Origin of the sequence: Orenia metallireducens (assembly GCF_001693735.1) — a bacterium.
Classification (GTDB): Bacteria; Bacillota; Halanaerobiia; order Halobacteroidales; family Halobacteroidaceae; genus Orenia; species Orenia metallireducens.
The window spans coordinates 315,314-332,221 of record NZ_LWDV01000010.1; the positions used below are offsets into that span (position 1 = coordinate 315,314).

Here is a 16,908-nt window from a genome sequence, read left to right on the forward strand (position 1 = left end):
TTAAAAAAAGAAATGGACAATTTGTACTGAACCTGTTATAATAGCTACTCCAGAATATGACTAGGAAAAGATTGGTTTGCAATGTAAATGAAGGTCCTGCTGTAATTAAGAGAAATGGTAAAGTATTTGTGGCTTTCTCTGCTAGTGCTACCGATGAGAAATATTGTATGGGCTTTTAACAGCTTATACAGACAGCGATTTATTAGATGCAGACTCTTGGACTAAAGCACCTCATCCAGTATTTGAAATTAGTGAAGAAACTGGTGAATATGGTCCAGGTCATAATTCCTTTACCATAGCCGAAGATGGTACTACTAATCTTCTTGTTTATCACGCACGTCCATATAAAGGCTACTTAGAGGGTAAAGACCCACTTAGTGACCCAAACCGACATGCTAGAGTAAAGGCTTTCTCATTGAATGAAGATGGAACACCAAACTTTGGTATTTCTGGCTCTACAGAGGATTAATCCACTATATTAAGTTACCCCTAGCAATTTAAATTTGCCAGGGGTAACTTATGTCTTGAATTGTAGCAGATCTCATATTATCAATTTTAATAGATTAGTTTAGTGATTAAGACTGAATTCAAAATATAATTAATCTTTTCAATAATTTTATTCTTGTCAGTATTTAATGATAAAAATATTTTATTACTATAAATAAAAAGCCCACAAAGGGTCCTTTAAGCTATCTAGTTGAAACTACAGAATCAAATTCTCATCTTTTTTAGGACGAGCATCAAATTGTTCTTTCATATGGTCATAACCTTCTCTACCTAATACACCATAAGCATATTGTTTACCTAACTCTACACCTGGTTGATCAAAGGCATTGATATTATATAACTCTCCAATAAGGGCAGTTGTCATCTCATACATATAGAAGAACTGTCCTAAGGTAAAAGCATTTACTTCTGGGAAAGTAACTGTGCAATTTAATCTATTATTATCAATTAAAGCCAGTTCAGTAGCTTTCTTCTCAGTAGTAATCAGCTCATTAAATGTATGCCCCCCCAAATAAGATACTCCATCAATATCCTCATAACCACGAGCAATCTCTAAAGTCTCTCTAAATTTCTCTACTTCCAAGAAGGTAACAACCTTATCATAAGGTCCTTCCATATATAATTGGGCCTGGGAATGTTGGTCTGTAGCACCTAATGCTTTAATTGGAGTAGGTCCAACATTTACAACTTCACCTTGACGATTAAATTTCTTTCCTAAAGATTCTGCCCACATCTGACGGTACCAATCTGCCACATCTTTTAATACATGAGAGTATGGCATCATTACAGACATTGGCTTACCATCTTGGTCTGCTAAATATTGTAACACTGCATTTAAATATGCAGGATTCTTCCAAACATCATCTGTATCACAGATTTGATCCATATATTCTGCTCCTGCTAATAATTCTTCAATATCAACACCAGTAAAGGCAGCAGATACCAAACCAACTGGACTTAGTACAGAAAAACGCCCTCCCACAGTCTTAGGAATATAGAAAGTTTTAATTCCTTCTTCTTTAGCAATCTTGATTAAATCACCAGAATCCTTACTTGTAGTTGCAATAAAATGATCTGCTACTGCATCTTCACCTAGCTCTTTAATAACAGCTGCACGAGCAGTTAAAAATTGACTCATTGGTTCAGCAGTTCCACCTGATTTAGAGATTATATTGAACATAGTCTTTTCTAAATCTAACATATCCAATAAAGATTTTAAACGAGTTGGATCAACATTATCAGGAATAAATAGTCTTGGACAGCCATTTCTTGCTTCCTTCTTTAAATTATAATAAGGATCATTTAGAGCAGTCTGTACAGCAATATTACCTAATGCCGAACCACCAATCCCAAATACTACAAAATTATCATACTTCTCACGATTTTCCTCTGCAAATTCTTTAATCTCTTTAGCAATTTCTTTGTGATTATAAGGTAGATCCATCCAATCTAAATTACCTGCTGCTTTAGCTTCTTTAATTGCTTGATGGCCATTTGTTACTCTTTCTTGCATTGCGTCAATATCTTTTTTAGTATATCCATGCTCTTCACCAATAGTTGCAGCAAACATATTGTTAACATCCAACTTTAACCTCATTGATTCCTTCCAAGATAAATCTTCATATCTCTTTGTCATTTTTTATTCCTCCTCATAATTTATTATCTTTTATTACGGTCATCAAAATCTTCTTTCATATAATCATAACCTTCTCACCCTAATATGCCATAAGCATATTGTTTCCTAACTCTACAATATACTGGTTTAAAGTACTAATATTATATATTTTTTTAAGAAAAGTTGTTAACTCATCTATAAGAATTGCCCCTACACAAAAGTATTTACTTCTAGGAAGACAACTGTACAATTTAACCTATTATATCAGTTCTTCTATTGACACAATATGTAAAAATTAAGAAATACTTATAACACTCCTGCTTTCAATAAATCTTGAAAGTTTACTATTCCAATAGGATTTCCTTTATCATCTATAATAGGCAAATCATTTATTTCTTTATCTTCCATTAATTTTAGCGCTTCAACAGCCAATCTCTCTGCTGTAATTACCACTGGGTCCTTAGTCATAACTTCTTTTGCCTTCATAGTTAATAAATCAGAATTCTTTTCTAATTCACGCCTAATATCACCATCAGTAATTATTCCAACTAATTCTCCTTCATTATTTATAACATTTATAGCCCCCATTCTAGATGAAGTCATCTCAAATAATGTCTCTTTCAAAGTAAGCTCTTCTATGACAATTGGATTACTTTCTCTAACATTTAATACATCAGCAACTGTTAGTAGCAATTTTTTACCTAAACTACCTCCTGGATGGTACAAAGCAAAGTCTTTAGGTTGAAAGTCCCTTGCTTTTAATAAAGCAAGAGCAAGAGCATCCCCAAAAGCTAACATTGCTGTAGTACTAGCCGTTGGCGCAAGATTTAAAGGACAAGCCTCTCTTTCTACACTAGTATCTAAAATATAATCTGCATTTTGAGCTAAAGTTGAAGACAATCCTCCTGTCATAGCAATAATCTTAGCACCGATTCTTTTAATAAAAGGCAAAATATCAACTATTTCATCACTTTCTCCACTATTAGATATAGCAATTACAATATCTTTATCTGTAATCATACCTAAATCACCATGAATAGCTTCAGCAGGGTGCAAAAAAAAGGATGGAGTACCTGTACTAGCTAAAGTAGCTGCCAACTTTTTAGCAATTACTCCCGCTTTACCCATACCAGTCATAATAATTCTATCCTCACATTTTAAAATTTCTTTCACAACCTCTATAAATTTATCATTAACTGAATTCTTCAAATTCAAAATAGCATTAGCTTCAATTTCCAAAACTTCTCTTGCTTGCTGCTTAATATTATTATCTAGATTATTTTCAATAGTCATTTATCAAATACTCCTATTATTAAATTTATACTATCATATCATAATTTATAATTAATTAGCTTTCTAGCTGTTATCTCATTAGTAATTAAAACATTTATAAAGCCTCCTCGTAAAGCCCCTAAAATTGAAGGAACTTTATCTACTGATTCAGCTACAGCAATAGAATAATTTATATCTTGTAATTTTTCTAGTTCTATAGCAATTGTCCTATCACTTATATAAGAATCTATTATATTACCATCTATATCATAATATCTAGAACAAATATCTCCTACAGCGTTCTTCTCCGTTAAATATTCTATATCTTCATTCCCAAAATAACCTGTCCAAATCATGTTAGATGATTTTATTGGAGTACCTATACCTACTACTGCTATATCAACTTTATCCCAAAATTCTAATACTTCTCTAATATTTGCATCTTTAATTAGAGCTTCCTTGGTACTTTTCTCTGAAGTTATAGCTGGTACATAAAGATGACGCTCAGTAGCATTAAAAGTAGTAGCTACTTTAGAAATTATCGTATTTACATCATACTTATTATTCATATCACCTGGTCCACCAACTAAAGGAATTATTGTTAAGTCGGCACTCTTACATTCTTCTTTATGAGCCAATAATTCCTCTGCTAAAGCAGCTAAAGTCGTTCCCCAAGCAAACCCCATTATATTACCATCTTTAATAATTCTTTTTAATAAATCAACTCCAGCTAAACCTAAATTTCTTTTTTTCACTTCCTCAGTTTGTTTAGACGAAGAGGGAACAACACAAACTTCCTTAAGATTAAAATTTTCTTCTAATTTTCTTTCTAGTTCAATATATTCATTATAATCATTATCTATCTCTATTTTTACAATTTCTTCTTCTCTTGCTTTTTTTAGCATTCTACTAATGGTAGTTCTGTGAACTCCTAACTTTTTAGCAATTTGACTTTGATTCATCTCATCAATATAATACATTCGAGCAACTTTTGTTAATATTCTTGACTCATTATCTTTACTCATAATTCACTCTCCTTCAGCACTTTACAAGAAATCTAAATAAAAAATAATAGAAAAAGAAAACCATACCCATGAATATTATATCAAATACAAAATGATATTTATAAATATCATTTTCTTAATATTTCTACTCAAAAGATTTTCAAGATGTTCTTCTTTTAACCTGCAATTTCAATTATAATCTTTAATAAAAGATTGTATTATATATATTGTATAATCTTATTTTTAACTATGTCTATAATAGTAAATAATTTATGCTATTTTTAATATAGACATAAATAAATTTTTCAATAATCCTTTTAGCAATTATACAATATATTGAAATAGTGAAATTATCCTTTATGAGTTAAAAATATCTTTGTTCTTTGATAATTATCTAGTTCATGCTGAACAGGGTGTAGTCATTTATATTAGAGGTGAACTAATTTTAAGAAATCGGAAATATCTAAACTTGAAAACATAAAAATATATCTTGATTTAAAGAATAGTTTATTTACTAATAAAATGAACCTTACTTAATTTAAGGTATATGCTAGTATATTCACTTTATAAACTCTATCAATATATCATAGGAAAATAGTTTATAGAATTTAATTAATTATATAGAAGGTATTCTATCATTTCTAATAGAATACCTCCCATATAATAATCAAACTCCATCTACCCTCTTGATTTTCCACCAGAGATATTATAAGTTGTACCATGAATATATCCTGCTCTTTTAGAAGCTAAAAAACATGCTAGATTAGCTGCTTCTCTCAACTTGCCTTCCCTTCCTAATGGTACTGAAACATTCTTATAGCCAGTTCTAAGTTCATTTACAGTTTTACCACGTGTATAAGCAAGAGCTTCTTCATATTCTAAAGTTCTTAATCCAGTTTCCTCCATAATACCTGGAGCCATACCAACAACCCTAATACCATATTTACCTAATTCCTTACACCATGATCTAGTAAATGAATAAAGAGATGCCTTTGTTGCTGCATAACAACTTTGACCTTCAGATCCTTCCAAACCACACTCAGAATCAATATTAATGATTACTCCACTCTCTTTTTTAATCATTTCACGTGCAACTGCTTGAGTAACAAATAAAACACCTTTTATATTGATATCAATCATAAAGTTAACAGATTTTTGATTAAGTTCATATTTACTTTTAGCATCCTTAGAGTCTACTAATAATCTTGGTATGTTAATTCCTGCATTATTAATTAATACATCTATTTTTCCGTATTTTTCTATTGTCTGAGCTACCATTTCCTCGATATCTTCTTGATTAGTTACATCAGTTTTTACAAATAAATGCTTATCTGCACCACCATCAAATTCTGAAAGTACTTCTTGACCATCTGGATTTATATCTGCAACTACAATATTACTTCCCTGTTCAGCAAAAGCCGTTGCTATTTCTTTACCAATTCCAGAAGCAGCACCAGTTATAATAACAGTCTTAGCTTCTAAATCTAACCATTTATCACACATTAATATCACCCTTTTCTTATTTTCTTATATTTTATATCACATTTTGTTAAGAGTTTTCTTATCGTATTTTGCTAAATTTACCAGAAGAATTCATCTCCTAATATAAACACTCCCGATAAATTTAGCTCTTGTAATATCATCAGCCTTTTAAATGATATAATCTAAATCAATTAAATTCTTATTTACAACAGCTCCTACTGCTGTAACCTTATATTCCATAGGTTCCTTTAATCCTTATTTTCTAAATATTTCTATGATATCTCCTATATCTATAGAAGGCATCTCTTTAGCTTCCATATGAAGACTTCCAGCAAGTTCTGCTGTTGTATCACCATCAAATTTTAAAGTTATATGACCTAAATTAGCTAAATTCTCATTTACAACATCTCCTACTGCTGTAATCTCATATTCCATATCACTAATTTTAAGCATATCACCTACTTTAATGTCCTGATTTAATTGGTTTTTACCATGAAGAACACAATATTCTTGTAATTCATCAGGAGCATTATCCATAAATAGAATAATCATCTTTCCTGAAAGAAATTCTTCAAATTGTGCACCCAAATCTGTTACATTTGTCTCATAAATCTTCTCCACTTTAGTCACCTCACAATGATATTTTATACCTCTAAACTTATTTCTTATACCTATATCATTGACTCTAAAGCCACAATATATTATAATTATTACATATCACATTAATATCACATTTTTGAGAAGGCCTTGGTAAAATAATCTATCTCCTAATAGATTATTAACCAAGGACTTTTCCTTTTATCCTGAATAAAGTCCAAAACTTGCTAACCATGCTACTAATACGGTTGTTGGTCCTGTTAAGAATCTTGAATAAAGAACTGAAGGTACACCAACCTCAACTGTCTCAGGCTCTGCTTCTGCAAGACCTAAACCAACTGGAACAAAGTCACAAGCAGCTTGTGAGTTTATTGCAAATAATGCTGGCAATGCTAATTGTGGTGGTATATTACCTTTAGCAATCTCAACCCCAACTAATGTTCCTATAACCTGTGCAATAACAGCCCCTGGCCCTAAAAACGGTGATAATAAGGGGAAGGAACAAATTGCAGAAATAATCACCAATCCTGGTACTGTACCAGCAAGAGGAGTAAGTAAACTAGCAAATACATCACCAATTCCAGTCTTTAAAATTACTCCAATTAACATTGTTACAAAAGCCATAAATGGTAAAATAGTTTTTAAAACTGTATCAATTGCATCACGACCTGCTTGATACAATACTCCAACTAATTCTCCCATTCCCTGTCCAATTCTAACTAATAAACCATCAGATTGTTCACTTAATTTCTTACTAGTATCATACTTAGGTTTCTTAGCAGTAGATTTAGTAGTTTCTTCTACTACATGAACTTCTCCATCATATAATTCTACATTTTTATCCTTAACTCCTGAAACATATATATCTTCTTTAATATGCTTGGCTAATGGACCACTTGGACCAGTAGGTTTCACATTAATTGTTGGAATCTGCTTTTGTGGATAAATTCCACATCTCAATGTTCCTCCACAATCAATAATAACACATGCAATCTCATCATCTGGGACCTTTGTCTTAAATCCATTTACTAACTGTGCACCAGTTAACTCTGCAATCTTTTCAGCAACTGATGTAATTGGACCACCTGTTATATTAACAATTTTATCTCTTTTCTCAGTAGGTTTTATTGTTAATGGCCCACCAAAACCACCAGGTCCAGCACTTACTTTAATAGCTTTATACATAATTTTAAGCCTCCTTTATTTTGTTAATCATTAAGTTACAACATTAATAATTACTATCATGTAATTCAGCTTTTAATTTAATTCAGCTTTTAATTTAATTCCTTGTTGTCTTTCAACAAAAGCTGTAGTAAAGTCAGTAATCCAACCTCTAAAGAAGTTTGTGACTACACCAACTAAAAAGTATCTAACAGCTAAATCGGTTGTTGATAATCCTAGCTTTTCAATACCTGCTGCAACTCCAAGGAATACAAATAGCTCACCTGGGTTTACATGTGGAAATAGTCCATTCATTGTATGACAAGAGAAAGAAGCAGCTGCATAATAACTTGGCTTATATTTCTCTGGTAAAAATTTACCTAAAGATAAAGTCATTGGATTCATAAAGAAGAAAGTTCCTATTACCGGCAATACAAGATATCTTAAGAAAGGATTTGCCGTACATTTTTTCAAGAACCATTCTACTCTCTCTTCACCAATAAACTTAACCAAAGCATTCATTGCTACCAACAACACAATTAATGTAGGAACAAAACCTGAAACCCAACTAACCAGAACTTCTCCACCTTTTTCAAAAGCACCGATAAATGTTTCTGCTGCTTTTACTAAAACATTCATAAATTCCATTAATTTAATCCCCCTTTTTAATTTTTTATTTTTACATATAGTGATCTACACCTTATCTTTATAATTCACTCCCTTCAGTTTAATTAATAATCTATTTTTAAAATTTAGATTATTTCAATTTATAATTTTTTATTGCATTTTTAACTGCCTTTTTTATACCTTTACTATATTCATTTAAGTCATCATCATTAATCTTATTAAGAGCTAAATCCTCTAACCCTTCTAACAACTTCATTCTAGCCAAAACTGAAATTCCTTCCATATACTCTCCTTTTATAATTCTGCCACTATCATCTATAGCAAATGCAACTACAGTGCCTGAGGAAATTTTACCTTTGTTTTTACCAACTATTACTTTACCTAATTTTCTCAATTCACTATAATGAGTATTAAAATCTTTTATTTGCAAATAACCTAAGGCTGTTTGAACAATCCATGCAATAGCTCCTAAAATTATAAGTTGATAGATAATAACTCCCCCTTTCTTAGATAAAAACCCATACTTTGGTATATCAATCTATAATTCAAACAAATAGTTTGACAACATATTATATATTGAGATACCAAGTATGGGTGGTTATAAGCTTATAATTATTATACCCAATGTGTTTTTTTGTATAAAATTAGCTTTTTATAATATAAATATCAATATTTTATTTTATTTGGATAGTTTTAGATTTAACCAACTTTATAATGAAATAATAAATAGTTATTTTTTATTGCATTATGTTAGTTATCTATACTTGTATTATAGTATAACTATATTTTTGGAATAGTCATAAATGTATAATAAATTATTTTTACTACTCACACTTACTAATATAATTAATTACAAATAACTGAAAAACTATCTTCTCTTATTTTATATTAATTAAGAAAGAGCAAATAGATATTAATAACTTATTAGTCTTATATTTTTGCACATTTGTGCTTGTCGCTAGTCATTTGTTCTTTACACTTTTATATTAACACATATCGATAATATAGTCAAGAATATATAATAAGTTATTTTTTTCACTTATATTCATTTAATCTTATCGCTTCATTGTAAAATCAAATTGAAATAAATAAAAATATCCATAGTGAACCGAACTGTAATATAATTAAATCACCACAAAATAAAAACATTACAGGAGGGTTTACACTATGGACTACTTAAATGATACACCAAAATCTCGAAAAAATAAACATTTAAATGCTTATGAACGTGGTCAAATTGCCTTATTATATTCCGAAGGAATGTCTTCTTATGGTATTGCAAATCGCTTAGGTAGAGCTTATAACACTATCATACGTGTTAACTTAAGCCAATTTTTTACAATTGCTTAATGGAATAGTATTATTCCATTAATCTTTCTAAATTTGTTTTTCGCTTACGTTTTTCATATAAACTTTCTTCTGCAATTCTTTTAAAGAGAACAATAAGTTCCTTAATATTAGGAATAATAAAAACTAAATTTTCGATAATTTTTGTACTTTCATCAGATAATAATTTTAACTCTCCTTTTCTACTCTATGTAATTATTTGTTCTGTATAGAAAGTATCAGTACCAGGAAATTTAGTTAGTTTAAGATTAGTAATACTTTTAGATAAAAGGATATAAGCTATTTGAATCTTTAAGCTAGATTTTGCATTGCGACCATCTAATCCAGGCCATGACTCAGCTAATTTATCAGGTAAAGATATTTTAGTACTATCATATATTTTAACATCTTTAAATTGACATAAAATTTGAGCAGTTTCCGTAGTTATAGTATTTTTAAGTGAAAGTTGCATTGATAAACTAAATATCTTTTGTAAAAAATTTAAAATTTTATCTAATCTCTTATAGATTGCCTGTTTACTTATTTTTGAGCCTGGCTGAATAGATTTACATTTAGATGTAATAAGTTAACACACATGATTATAAAATATCAAAAAATAAAAATAGCACGGGAAGCAGGACTTGAACCCGCAACACCTGGATTTGGAGTCCTCACCGTGCAATACAAAACAATATAGATAACACCTTAATAGACCAACCTCATTATTTAATAGTAATTACATTAGATTAAAATATCAACGCTAAGTTTGACAAAGACATGGCTAAAAGTTTACAATCTACAATGTTAAAATAAAGATGCAGAATTAAATTTAATTCCATATCTTTTAGAATGCTCATATTTAACTATGAAGTCATCCTTAATTTAACATTTCTTTTATCTTAGTTATGACATCTTTTTGGCTATCTACTGTCAACATTTCCTGTACAAAATCATATTCATCAATTAATTTTAACAGTTGGGATAAAGCAGAGAGGTGAGAAACTTCATCTATAGGAGCTAATGTGAAAATCAGATGAACAGGATCATGATCATGATCAAAATTAACTCCCTCTTTTATAATTCCTAGACCCATACTCTTATTTACAACCCCATCTTCAGGTCTAGCATGTATTAAACTAATATGAGGTGCTATTACTACGTAAGCACCTTTTTGTTCAATTATTTCTATTGCTCGCTCAACATATTCTTCTAATATATGACCTTGATCTACTAAAGGCTTTCCTGCTACTCTAACCCCTGTTCTCCAATTATCTACCTTATCAATTACTGTTACATTATTTTCAGTTAATAATTCTAATAGCCCTTTACCACTCTCTTCTATACTTTGCTTATCAGGTATATCATCTATTTTATCTAAAACTTTAACTCCTTTAGAAGCAAAAAAATCTTTTAAATCTTTTTTTAATATATCTTTATCCCCTACAATTGCTTCTTGCTCTATAACCTCAATTATTTCTTCAATCTCAAAATAGTAATCTCTTTGAGATTCAGGGTTGTTTTTCAATGCAACTTCATCAGCATCAAAAATATCTTGCTTAGTACGGATAATTGCTTTAATATTTTTCTTATCCTCTTGGCTTAATAGCGGATTAACTTGTAATACTAAAATATCATCAATCTCTAATGGGATAGTTGTAATAATTAAATCAATATTTTTTAAATCAACTTCATTATTCTCTAATTGAATAACAGAAAAAACATTACAAATCTTAATCTCAGAAAATTCTTTACTTAATCTAGAAGCTAACAAGTTAGTTGTCCCTACTCCACTTGAACAGACTAAAACTACTCTTAATTTCCTACTAGATCCTAAAGATTTACTTCTCTCTAAAGCAGCTCCCAGATGAAGGGTAATATAACCAATTTCATCTGAACTAATTGGTTTTTGCAACTTACTCTCTAATATCTTAGCTGCCCTTTTAGATGCTTTAAATATTTCCCCATACTTACTTTTTATATCTAGCAATAAGGGGTTCTTTAGTGGTAGGTCATATTTTATACGATTAATAGTTGGTTTTAAATGCAAAGCCAAACCAATTATTAATTGAGTATCATCAATTAACTTGACCCCTAAATAGTCTTCAGCTATCTTAACCATTTCTTTAGTTAAAATAATCAGCTCTTGGTCCAAATCTTCGGCGATAAGCTTTTTATAATCGTCATCACCTATTTTTTGCCATAATTTAGCCCCCATTAAATGTAAGGTAATATAACCTATCTCCGAATCTGGAATGTTTATTTTAAAAATTTGTTCCATGATTTTTCCTATCTTCTTAGCTATATTATATTCTTCACTTTTTTTAATAACCTCTAATCGTTCCTCAGGTAGCTGAATATCTTTCCCTTCCAATAATCTGCTTATTGCTAAAGCCAAATGAACTAGCAAACTAGCATAGGCTTCATCGGCAAATTGAAATCCTAATTGTTTTTCAGCAAAAGAAATTACACTTTCAATCTTAGTCAAATCAATATCAGATACTAATTTGTCAAATTCTTTAAAGAATCCTGGCTCTAAATTTCTATCTTTTAATGCTTTTTTTTGAATTAGTCGTAAAAAACTAACTAATTCTTTTTTATTTGCTGTTTCTTCTAAAACATCCATCATAGCATGCCTAATATCTATCTCTTTACCCTTTATCTCTAAACCATAATTTGTCTTTCTAATTAGAGTTAAATTATGATTAGATAACCAATTTTCAACTTCATCTAAATCTTTAATTATGGTTGACTTACTAATACGTAACATTACTTCTAATTCTTTAATAATAATTGGTTCACTAGCTTGAAATAACCTAAATAAAATCAGATACTGGCGCTCTTTAGGTGATAAAACTCTTTCAAACCCATGAATATTAATTAATTCTTTTTGAATCTTATTTAACTCTTCTTCTTCTCCCTCTAAATAAACCCCAACCCGCGTTTTTCTTATTAACTTAACATCATATGAAGAGATACTAGATTTAATATCATCTAAGTCATATCTAATTGTTCTAGCACTAACATTAAATTTATCAGCTAACTGTTTAATAGAGACTGCCTTCTCCTGATTAATTAAATATTTCAACAATTGACAAGCCCGTGACTTTAAACTCAACTTCTTACCTCCTCACTTAATTTAAAGAGAAGAGCTCTTGTAATTAATTACAAGAGCTCTAAAACACTTCTAATCAAATTTGTTTATAATGTCATTAGCAATTTTTTTAACATCAAAACCAAATTCTTTAGCAACCATTTCCCCAGGAGCACTTAATCCAAAATCTTCTATGCTAACAACATAATCCTCACCTTCCAAAAGTGAATACCAACCTTGACTTACTCCTGCTTCTATTACAACCTTTAAAACATCCTTATCGCCTAAAGTAGAAACTATATAATCTTGGTCTTGAGCAAGAAATTGTTCTCTATTTGGTACTGATATAACTCTTACATTTAAATTTTTCTCACGCAATAATTTAGCTACCTCACTTGCTAAAGCAACTTCACTACCAGTAGCTAATAATGATACATCTAAACTGCTTTCCTGCTCTTTACTTACCACATATCCACCCTTACTAAAATCACTAGTACCACTTATTTTATCAATATGAGGCAACTCTTGTCTAGACAATACAAGAGCTGTTGGCCCATCAGTTTTTTTCATTGCACTAATCCATGCTTCTTTTGTCTCTTCCTCATCTGCTGGCCGAATTACTGCTAAATTAGGAATAGCTCTCAAACTAGCTAAATGTTCAATCGGTTGATGAGTTGGACCATCTCCACCTACATAAATAGAATCATGAGTAAAGACATAAATAGCAGGAAGTCCCATTAATGCTGACATTCTAATAGCTCCCCGCATGTAATCGGAAAATACTAAAAATGTAGCTGTAAAAGGTCTTAAGCCAGATAAAGCAAGTCCATTAGCAATAGCTCCCATAGCATGTTCTCTAATCCCAAACCTAAAGTTACGCCCAGCAAAACTATTCTTTTGAATATCACTATATCTTTCTAGATATGTCTTATTAGACGGACCTAAATCTGCTGATCCACCTACTAAATAAGGAACTTCATCAACAATCTTTTCTAGAATTAAACCTGATGCACTTCTTGTAGCAATTGGAGCCTCTATCTCTAGTTGATTAACTACTTCTTCAAAATTATCAGGCAACTCTAAGTTCTGAGCCTGATCCCACTTTTCTTTTAACTTAGGATTAGCCTTAGCCCATTGTGCAAACTTATCTTGCCACTTTTTATTTAACTTCTGTAACTCTTTATTTCGTTGGGTAAAATGTTCTCTAACCTCATCAGCTACATAAAACTTTTGCTCAACTGGCAAACCTAATTTTTCTTTCATACCTTTAATTTCCTCTGCGCCTAAAGGAGCACCATGAGCTGCACTAGTACCCTGTTTATTAGGAGCACCATAACCAATATGTGTCTTAGCAATTATAAGAGACGGTTTGTCTGCTATACTTTTAGCCTTTAGTATAGCTTCTTTGATAGCATTAATGTCATGACCATCAATATTATCAACTACATGCCAATTATAAGCTCTATATCTATCTGCTACAGATTCTGTAAAAGTTATATCTGTACTACCTTCAATAGAAATATCATTATCATCATAAATAGCGATTAATTTACCTAAGCCTAAGTGCCCTGCTAATGAAGCAGCCTCTGAAGTAATCCCTTCCATCATACACCCATCGCCCATTAGAGTGTAAGTATAATAATCTATAATCTCAAATTCTTCTGTATTATATCTATCGGCTAGCATTTTCTCTGCTATTGCCATCCCTACAGCATTAGCAAAACCTTGTCCTAAAGGTCCTGTAGTAGTTTCTATTCCAGGAGTCTCTTTATATTCGGGATGACCTGGAGTTTTAGAATGTAACTGCTTATACTCTTTTAAATCATCTATAGTTAAATCATAACCTGTCAGATGTAGTAAGGAATAAAGCAACATTGATCCATGACCTGCAGATAAAACAAACCGATCTCTATTTGGCCAAGCAGGATTCTTTGGATTATGATTCATAATTTCACTAAACAAAACAGTTCCTATCTCTGCACATCCTAAAGGTAATCCTGGATGGCCTGAACCGGCTTTTTCTATAGCATCTGCCGATAAACCTCTAACTATATTAGATATTCTCTCTAACAATCCTATTTCCTCCTTTTAAAATTCCATCATATTAATACCCACTTATACTGAAATTATTTTTGCTCCCAGTCTGCCATAAATTTTTCTATTCCAACATCAGTTAATGGATGATTGCTCATTTGCTTAATTACATTAAATGGAATAGTAGCAATATCTGCTCCAATTAAAGCAGCCTCTTTTACATCTAGTGGGTTTCTTATACTAGCTGTTATAATCTCACTTTCTAAACCATAATTACTAAGGATTGTAGCTATCTCACTAATTAATTCCATTCCTGTATGAGCTATATCATTTAATCTTCCAACAAATGGACTAATATACGTAGCTCCTGCTTTAGCAGCAAGTAATGCTTGATTAGCTGAAAAAACTAATGTTACATTAGTTTTAATCCCCTCTTTAGTTAATGCTTTTGTTGCCTTTAATCCTTCAACTGTCATAGGAATTTTAATAACTACATTTGAAGATATTTTAGCTAATTCTCTTGCCTCTTCAATCATTCCTTCAGCATCTAAACTTATAACTTCTGCACTTACTGGCCCATCAACTATCTCACAAATCTCTTTAATTCTAGTATGGAAATCAACATTTCCTTCCTTAGCTACTAGACTAGGATTAGTCGTAACACCATCAATCACTCCTAAACTAGCTGCTTCTTTAATCTCTTCTAAATTAGCAGTATCAATAAAAAATTTCATTTCATTTCCCCCTTTTAAAAATAGAGAAGGATATTAATATCCTTCTCATGTTTTTATAAAATTATTAATTAACCAAATAATTTAGCTACTGTTCCAATAATAATACCTACTACCCCAAAATCAGCATCTCCAAAAGTAGTATTAGCAAATCCTAAATTTCCTAACACTGGAAGTAATAAAGCTGGCAAGAAAGTAATTAATAATCCATTAGCAAAAGAACCAAAAATAGCTCCTTTTTTACCTCCTGTAGCATTACCAAAGACCCCTGCAGTAGCTCCAGTAAAGAAATGAGGTACTAACCCTGGAAGAATTATTGCTAATCCTAATGGCCCTAATAAAAACATTCCTACAACTCCACCTAAAAAACTAAATAGGAAACCGATAGTTACAGCTGTCGGAGCAAAGTTAAAAGTAACTGGACAATCTAATGCTGGTTTAGCATCTGGAACTACTCTTTCACCGATTCCTTCAAAGGCTGGAACAATTTCTCCTAAAACCATTCTTACACCTGACATGATGATACTAACTCCTGCAGCAAACGTAATCCCTTGCATTACAGCAAACATAAACATGCTCTGATCTCCTGCATATTCACTAACAACTTCTGGACCAGCCTTCATCACAATAATTAAAAAGATAGCAGTCATTGTTAACGCAGTCGATAATAATGACTGTTTTAAAAAGCCTAATGCTTTTGGAACTTCAATATCTTCTGTGGAATCTTCTGGATCACCTACTAACTTACCAATAAATCCAGCTAGAATATAACCTGTCGTTCCAAAATGTCCTAAAGCAATATCATCACTACCAGTTACATCCTTCATATATATATCTGCTAATGCAGGCATTAAGACCATTAAAAATCCTAATATTGCAGCCCCTACAATTACTAATGGAGCTCCAGTTAATCCTGCAGTTCCTAATACAGCTGCCAATAAAGCTGCCATAAAGAAAGTATGATGTCCCGTTAAAAATACATACTTTAAGGGAGTAAAACGAGCATAAGCTAAATTAGCTAGAAAACCAAAGCCCATAATTAAGGCAGTTTCTTTTCCTAATGTTTTTTGTGCCACAGCTACTACAGCTTCATTAGTCGGAACTACCCCATGAATGTTAAAAGCTTCTGTAAGGATTGGCCCTAAATTATCTAAACTCCCAATTAAAACCCCTGCACCTGCACCTAAGATAACAAAACCTATAATACTTTTAAAAGTCCCTGACATAATTTCAGAGAAGGACTTTTTAGCAGCCACCAGACCAATACAGGCCATTAATCCTACTAAAACAGCTGGCTCACTTAATATATCATTAACTAAAAAATCTAAAAATTGCATTTTTATTCCCCCTTGTTTGTTTTTAAATAATTTTGAATAAAGTATTATATCTTATTATCTTATTTACTTATATAACATTTATAAGTTAGTAACAATTTAGATAAAATTTCTTCTTATATTCTTA

The 16,908-nt window shown here is 31.1% G+C and carries 13 protein-coding genes and 2 pseudogenes; 2 read left to right on the plus strand and 13 right to left on the minus strand.

The features are described 5' to 3' along the window. Nucleotides 1-13: 13 nt before the first annotated feature. Nucleotides 14-469 (plus strand): annotated as a pseudogene (locus U472_RS13615) (family 43 glycosylhydrolase); the annotation flags it as partial. A 234-nt stretch (nt 470-703) separates the two neighbouring features. Here the strand turns inward: U472_RS13615 and U472_RS13620 are convergent. From U472_RS13620 to U472_RS13655, 8 genes are all read right to left on the minus strand, one after another. Then, on the minus strand, nt 704-2,143 hold the full coding sequence (locus tag U472_RS13620) for a glucose-6-phosphate isomerase (RefSeq protein WP_068719297.1): 1,440 nt from the start codon (nt 2,141-2,143) through the stop codon (nt 704-706). 285 nt (nt 2,144-2,428) lie between these two features. Further along, on the minus strand, nt 2,429-3,415 hold the full coding sequence (locus U472_RS13625) for a KpsF/GutQ family sugar-phosphate isomerase (protein WP_068719298.1): 987 nt from the start codon (nt 3,413-3,415) through the stop codon (nt 2,429-2,431). A gap of 38 nt (nt 3,416-3,453) precedes the next feature. Then, nucleotides 3,454-4,419, minus strand: coding sequence for a sugar-binding transcriptional regulator (locus tag U472_RS13630; protein WP_068719299.1), 966 nt, complete (start codon nt 4,417-4,419; stop codon nt 3,454-3,456). 657 nt (nt 4,420-5,076) lie between these two features. Beyond that, nucleotides 5,077-5,901 carry an SDR family oxidoreductase gene (locus tag U472_RS13635; protein ID WP_068719300.1) on the minus strand — a complete coding sequence of 275 codons (825 nt, stop codon included), beginning with the start codon at nt 5,899-5,901 and terminating at the stop codon, nt 5,077-5,079. A 234-nt stretch (nt 5,902-6,135) separates the two neighbouring features. Then, nucleotides 6,136-6,501 carry a PTS glucitol/sorbitol transporter subunit IIA gene (locus U472_RS13640; protein WP_068719301.1) on the minus strand — a complete coding sequence of 122 codons (366 nt, stop codon included), beginning with the start codon at nt 6,499-6,501 and terminating at the stop codon, nt 6,136-6,138. 177 nt (nt 6,502-6,678) lie between these two features. After that, nucleotides 6,679-7,662, minus strand: coding sequence for a PTS glucitol/sorbitol transporter subunit IIB (srlE, locus tag U472_RS13645; protein ID WP_068719302.1), 984 nt, complete (start codon nt 7,660-7,662; stop codon nt 6,679-6,681). Between the two features lie 72 nt (nt 7,663-7,734). Continuing rightward, the gene (srlA, locus tag U472_RS13650) at nt 7,735-8,277 is read right to left on the minus strand and encodes a PTS glucitol/sorbitol transporter subunit IIC (protein WP_068719797.1); all 543 of its coding nucleotides are present in this window, start codon (nt 8,275-8,277) and stop codon (nt 7,735-7,737) included. 118 nt (nt 8,278-8,395) lie between these two features. Next, nucleotides 8,396-8,803 carry a transcriptional regulator GutM gene (locus tag U472_RS13655; protein WP_218059098.1) on the minus strand — a complete coding sequence of 136 codons (408 nt, stop codon included), beginning with the start codon at nt 8,801-8,803 and terminating at the stop codon, nt 8,396-8,398. A 629-nt stretch (nt 8,804-9,432) separates the two neighbouring features. Here U472_RS13655 and U472_RS13660 point away from each other — a divergent pair. Next, nucleotides 9,433-9,576: pseudogene (locus U472_RS13660) on the plus strand (helix-turn-helix domain-containing protein); the annotation flags it as partial. A 223-nt stretch (nt 9,577-9,799) separates the two neighbouring features. Here U472_RS13660 and U472_RS13665 read toward each other — a convergent pair. The 5 genes from U472_RS13665 to U472_RS13685 all read right to left on the minus strand — a co-directional run bounded on the left by U472_RS13665 (nt 9,800) and on the right by U472_RS13685 (nt 16,784). Next, on the minus strand, nt 9,800-10,063 hold the full coding sequence (locus U472_RS13665; RefSeq protein WP_068719305.1) for a hypothetical protein: 264 nt from the start codon (nt 10,061-10,063) through the stop codon (nt 9,800-9,802). A gap of 405 nt (nt 10,064-10,468) precedes the next feature. After that, the gene (locus U472_RS13670) at nt 10,469-12,706 is read right to left on the minus strand and encodes a BglG family transcription antiterminator (protein WP_068719306.1); all 2,238 of its coding nucleotides are present in this window, start codon (nt 12,704-12,706) and stop codon (nt 10,469-10,471) included. 69 nt (nt 12,707-12,775) lie between these two features. Continuing rightward, nucleotides 12,776-14,755, minus strand: a complete 1,980-nt coding sequence (gene tkt / locus U472_RS13675; protein WP_068719307.1) for a transketolase — start codon at nt 14,753-14,755, stop codon at nt 12,776-12,778. 53 nt (nt 14,756-14,808) lie between these two features. Then, nucleotides 14,809-15,450, minus strand: a complete 642-nt coding sequence (gene fsa / locus U472_RS13680) for a fructose-6-phosphate aldolase (RefSeq protein ID WP_068719308.1) — start codon at nt 15,448-15,450, stop codon at nt 14,809-14,811. A gap of 68 nt (nt 15,451-15,518) precedes the next feature. Further along, nucleotides 15,519-16,784 (minus strand): PTS ascorbate transporter subunit IIC, encoded by a 1,266-nt coding sequence (locus tag U472_RS13685; RefSeq protein ID WP_068719309.1) that lies wholly within the window; start codon nt 16,782-16,784, stop codon nt 15,519-15,521. Nucleotides 16,785-16,908: the final 124 nt, after the last annotated feature.

Excerpts from the sequence above, each read along its gene's own strand:
- U472_RS13630 (WP_068719299.1), bottom strand. The coding sequence starts at position 4,419 with ATGAGTAAAGATAATGAGTCAAGAATATTAACAAAAGTTGCTCGAATG.
- U472_RS13620 (WP_068719297.1), bottom strand. The coding sequence starts at position 2,143 with ATGACAAAGAGATATGAAGATTTATCTTGGAAGGAATCAATGAGGTTA.
- U472_RS13665 (WP_068719305.1), bottom strand. The coding sequence starts at position 10,063 with ATGCAACTTTCACTTAAAAATACTATAACTACGGAAACTGCTCAAATT.
- srlE (WP_068719302.1), bottom strand. The coding sequence starts at position 7,662 with ATGTATAAAGCTATTAAAGTAAGTGCTGGACCTGGTGGTTTTGGTGGG.
- srlA (WP_068719797.1), bottom strand. The coding sequence starts at position 8,277 with ATGAATGTTTTAGTAAAAGCAGCAGAAACATTTATCGGTGCTTTTGAA.
- U472_RS13685 (WP_068719309.1), bottom strand. The coding sequence starts at position 16,784 with ATGCAATTTTTAGATTTTTTAGTTAATGATATATTAAGTGAGCCAGCT.
- U472_RS13625 (WP_068719298.1), bottom strand. The coding sequence starts at position 3,415 with ATGACTATTGAAAATAATCTAGATAATAATATTAAGCAGCAAGCAAGA.
- fsa (WP_068719308.1), bottom strand. The coding sequence starts at position 15,450 with ATGAAATTTTTTATTGATACTGCTAATTTAGAAGAGATTAAAGAAGCA.
- U472_RS13635 (WP_068719300.1), bottom strand. The coding sequence starts at position 5,901 with ATGTGTGATAAATGGTTAGATTTAGAAGCTAAGACTGTTATTATAACT.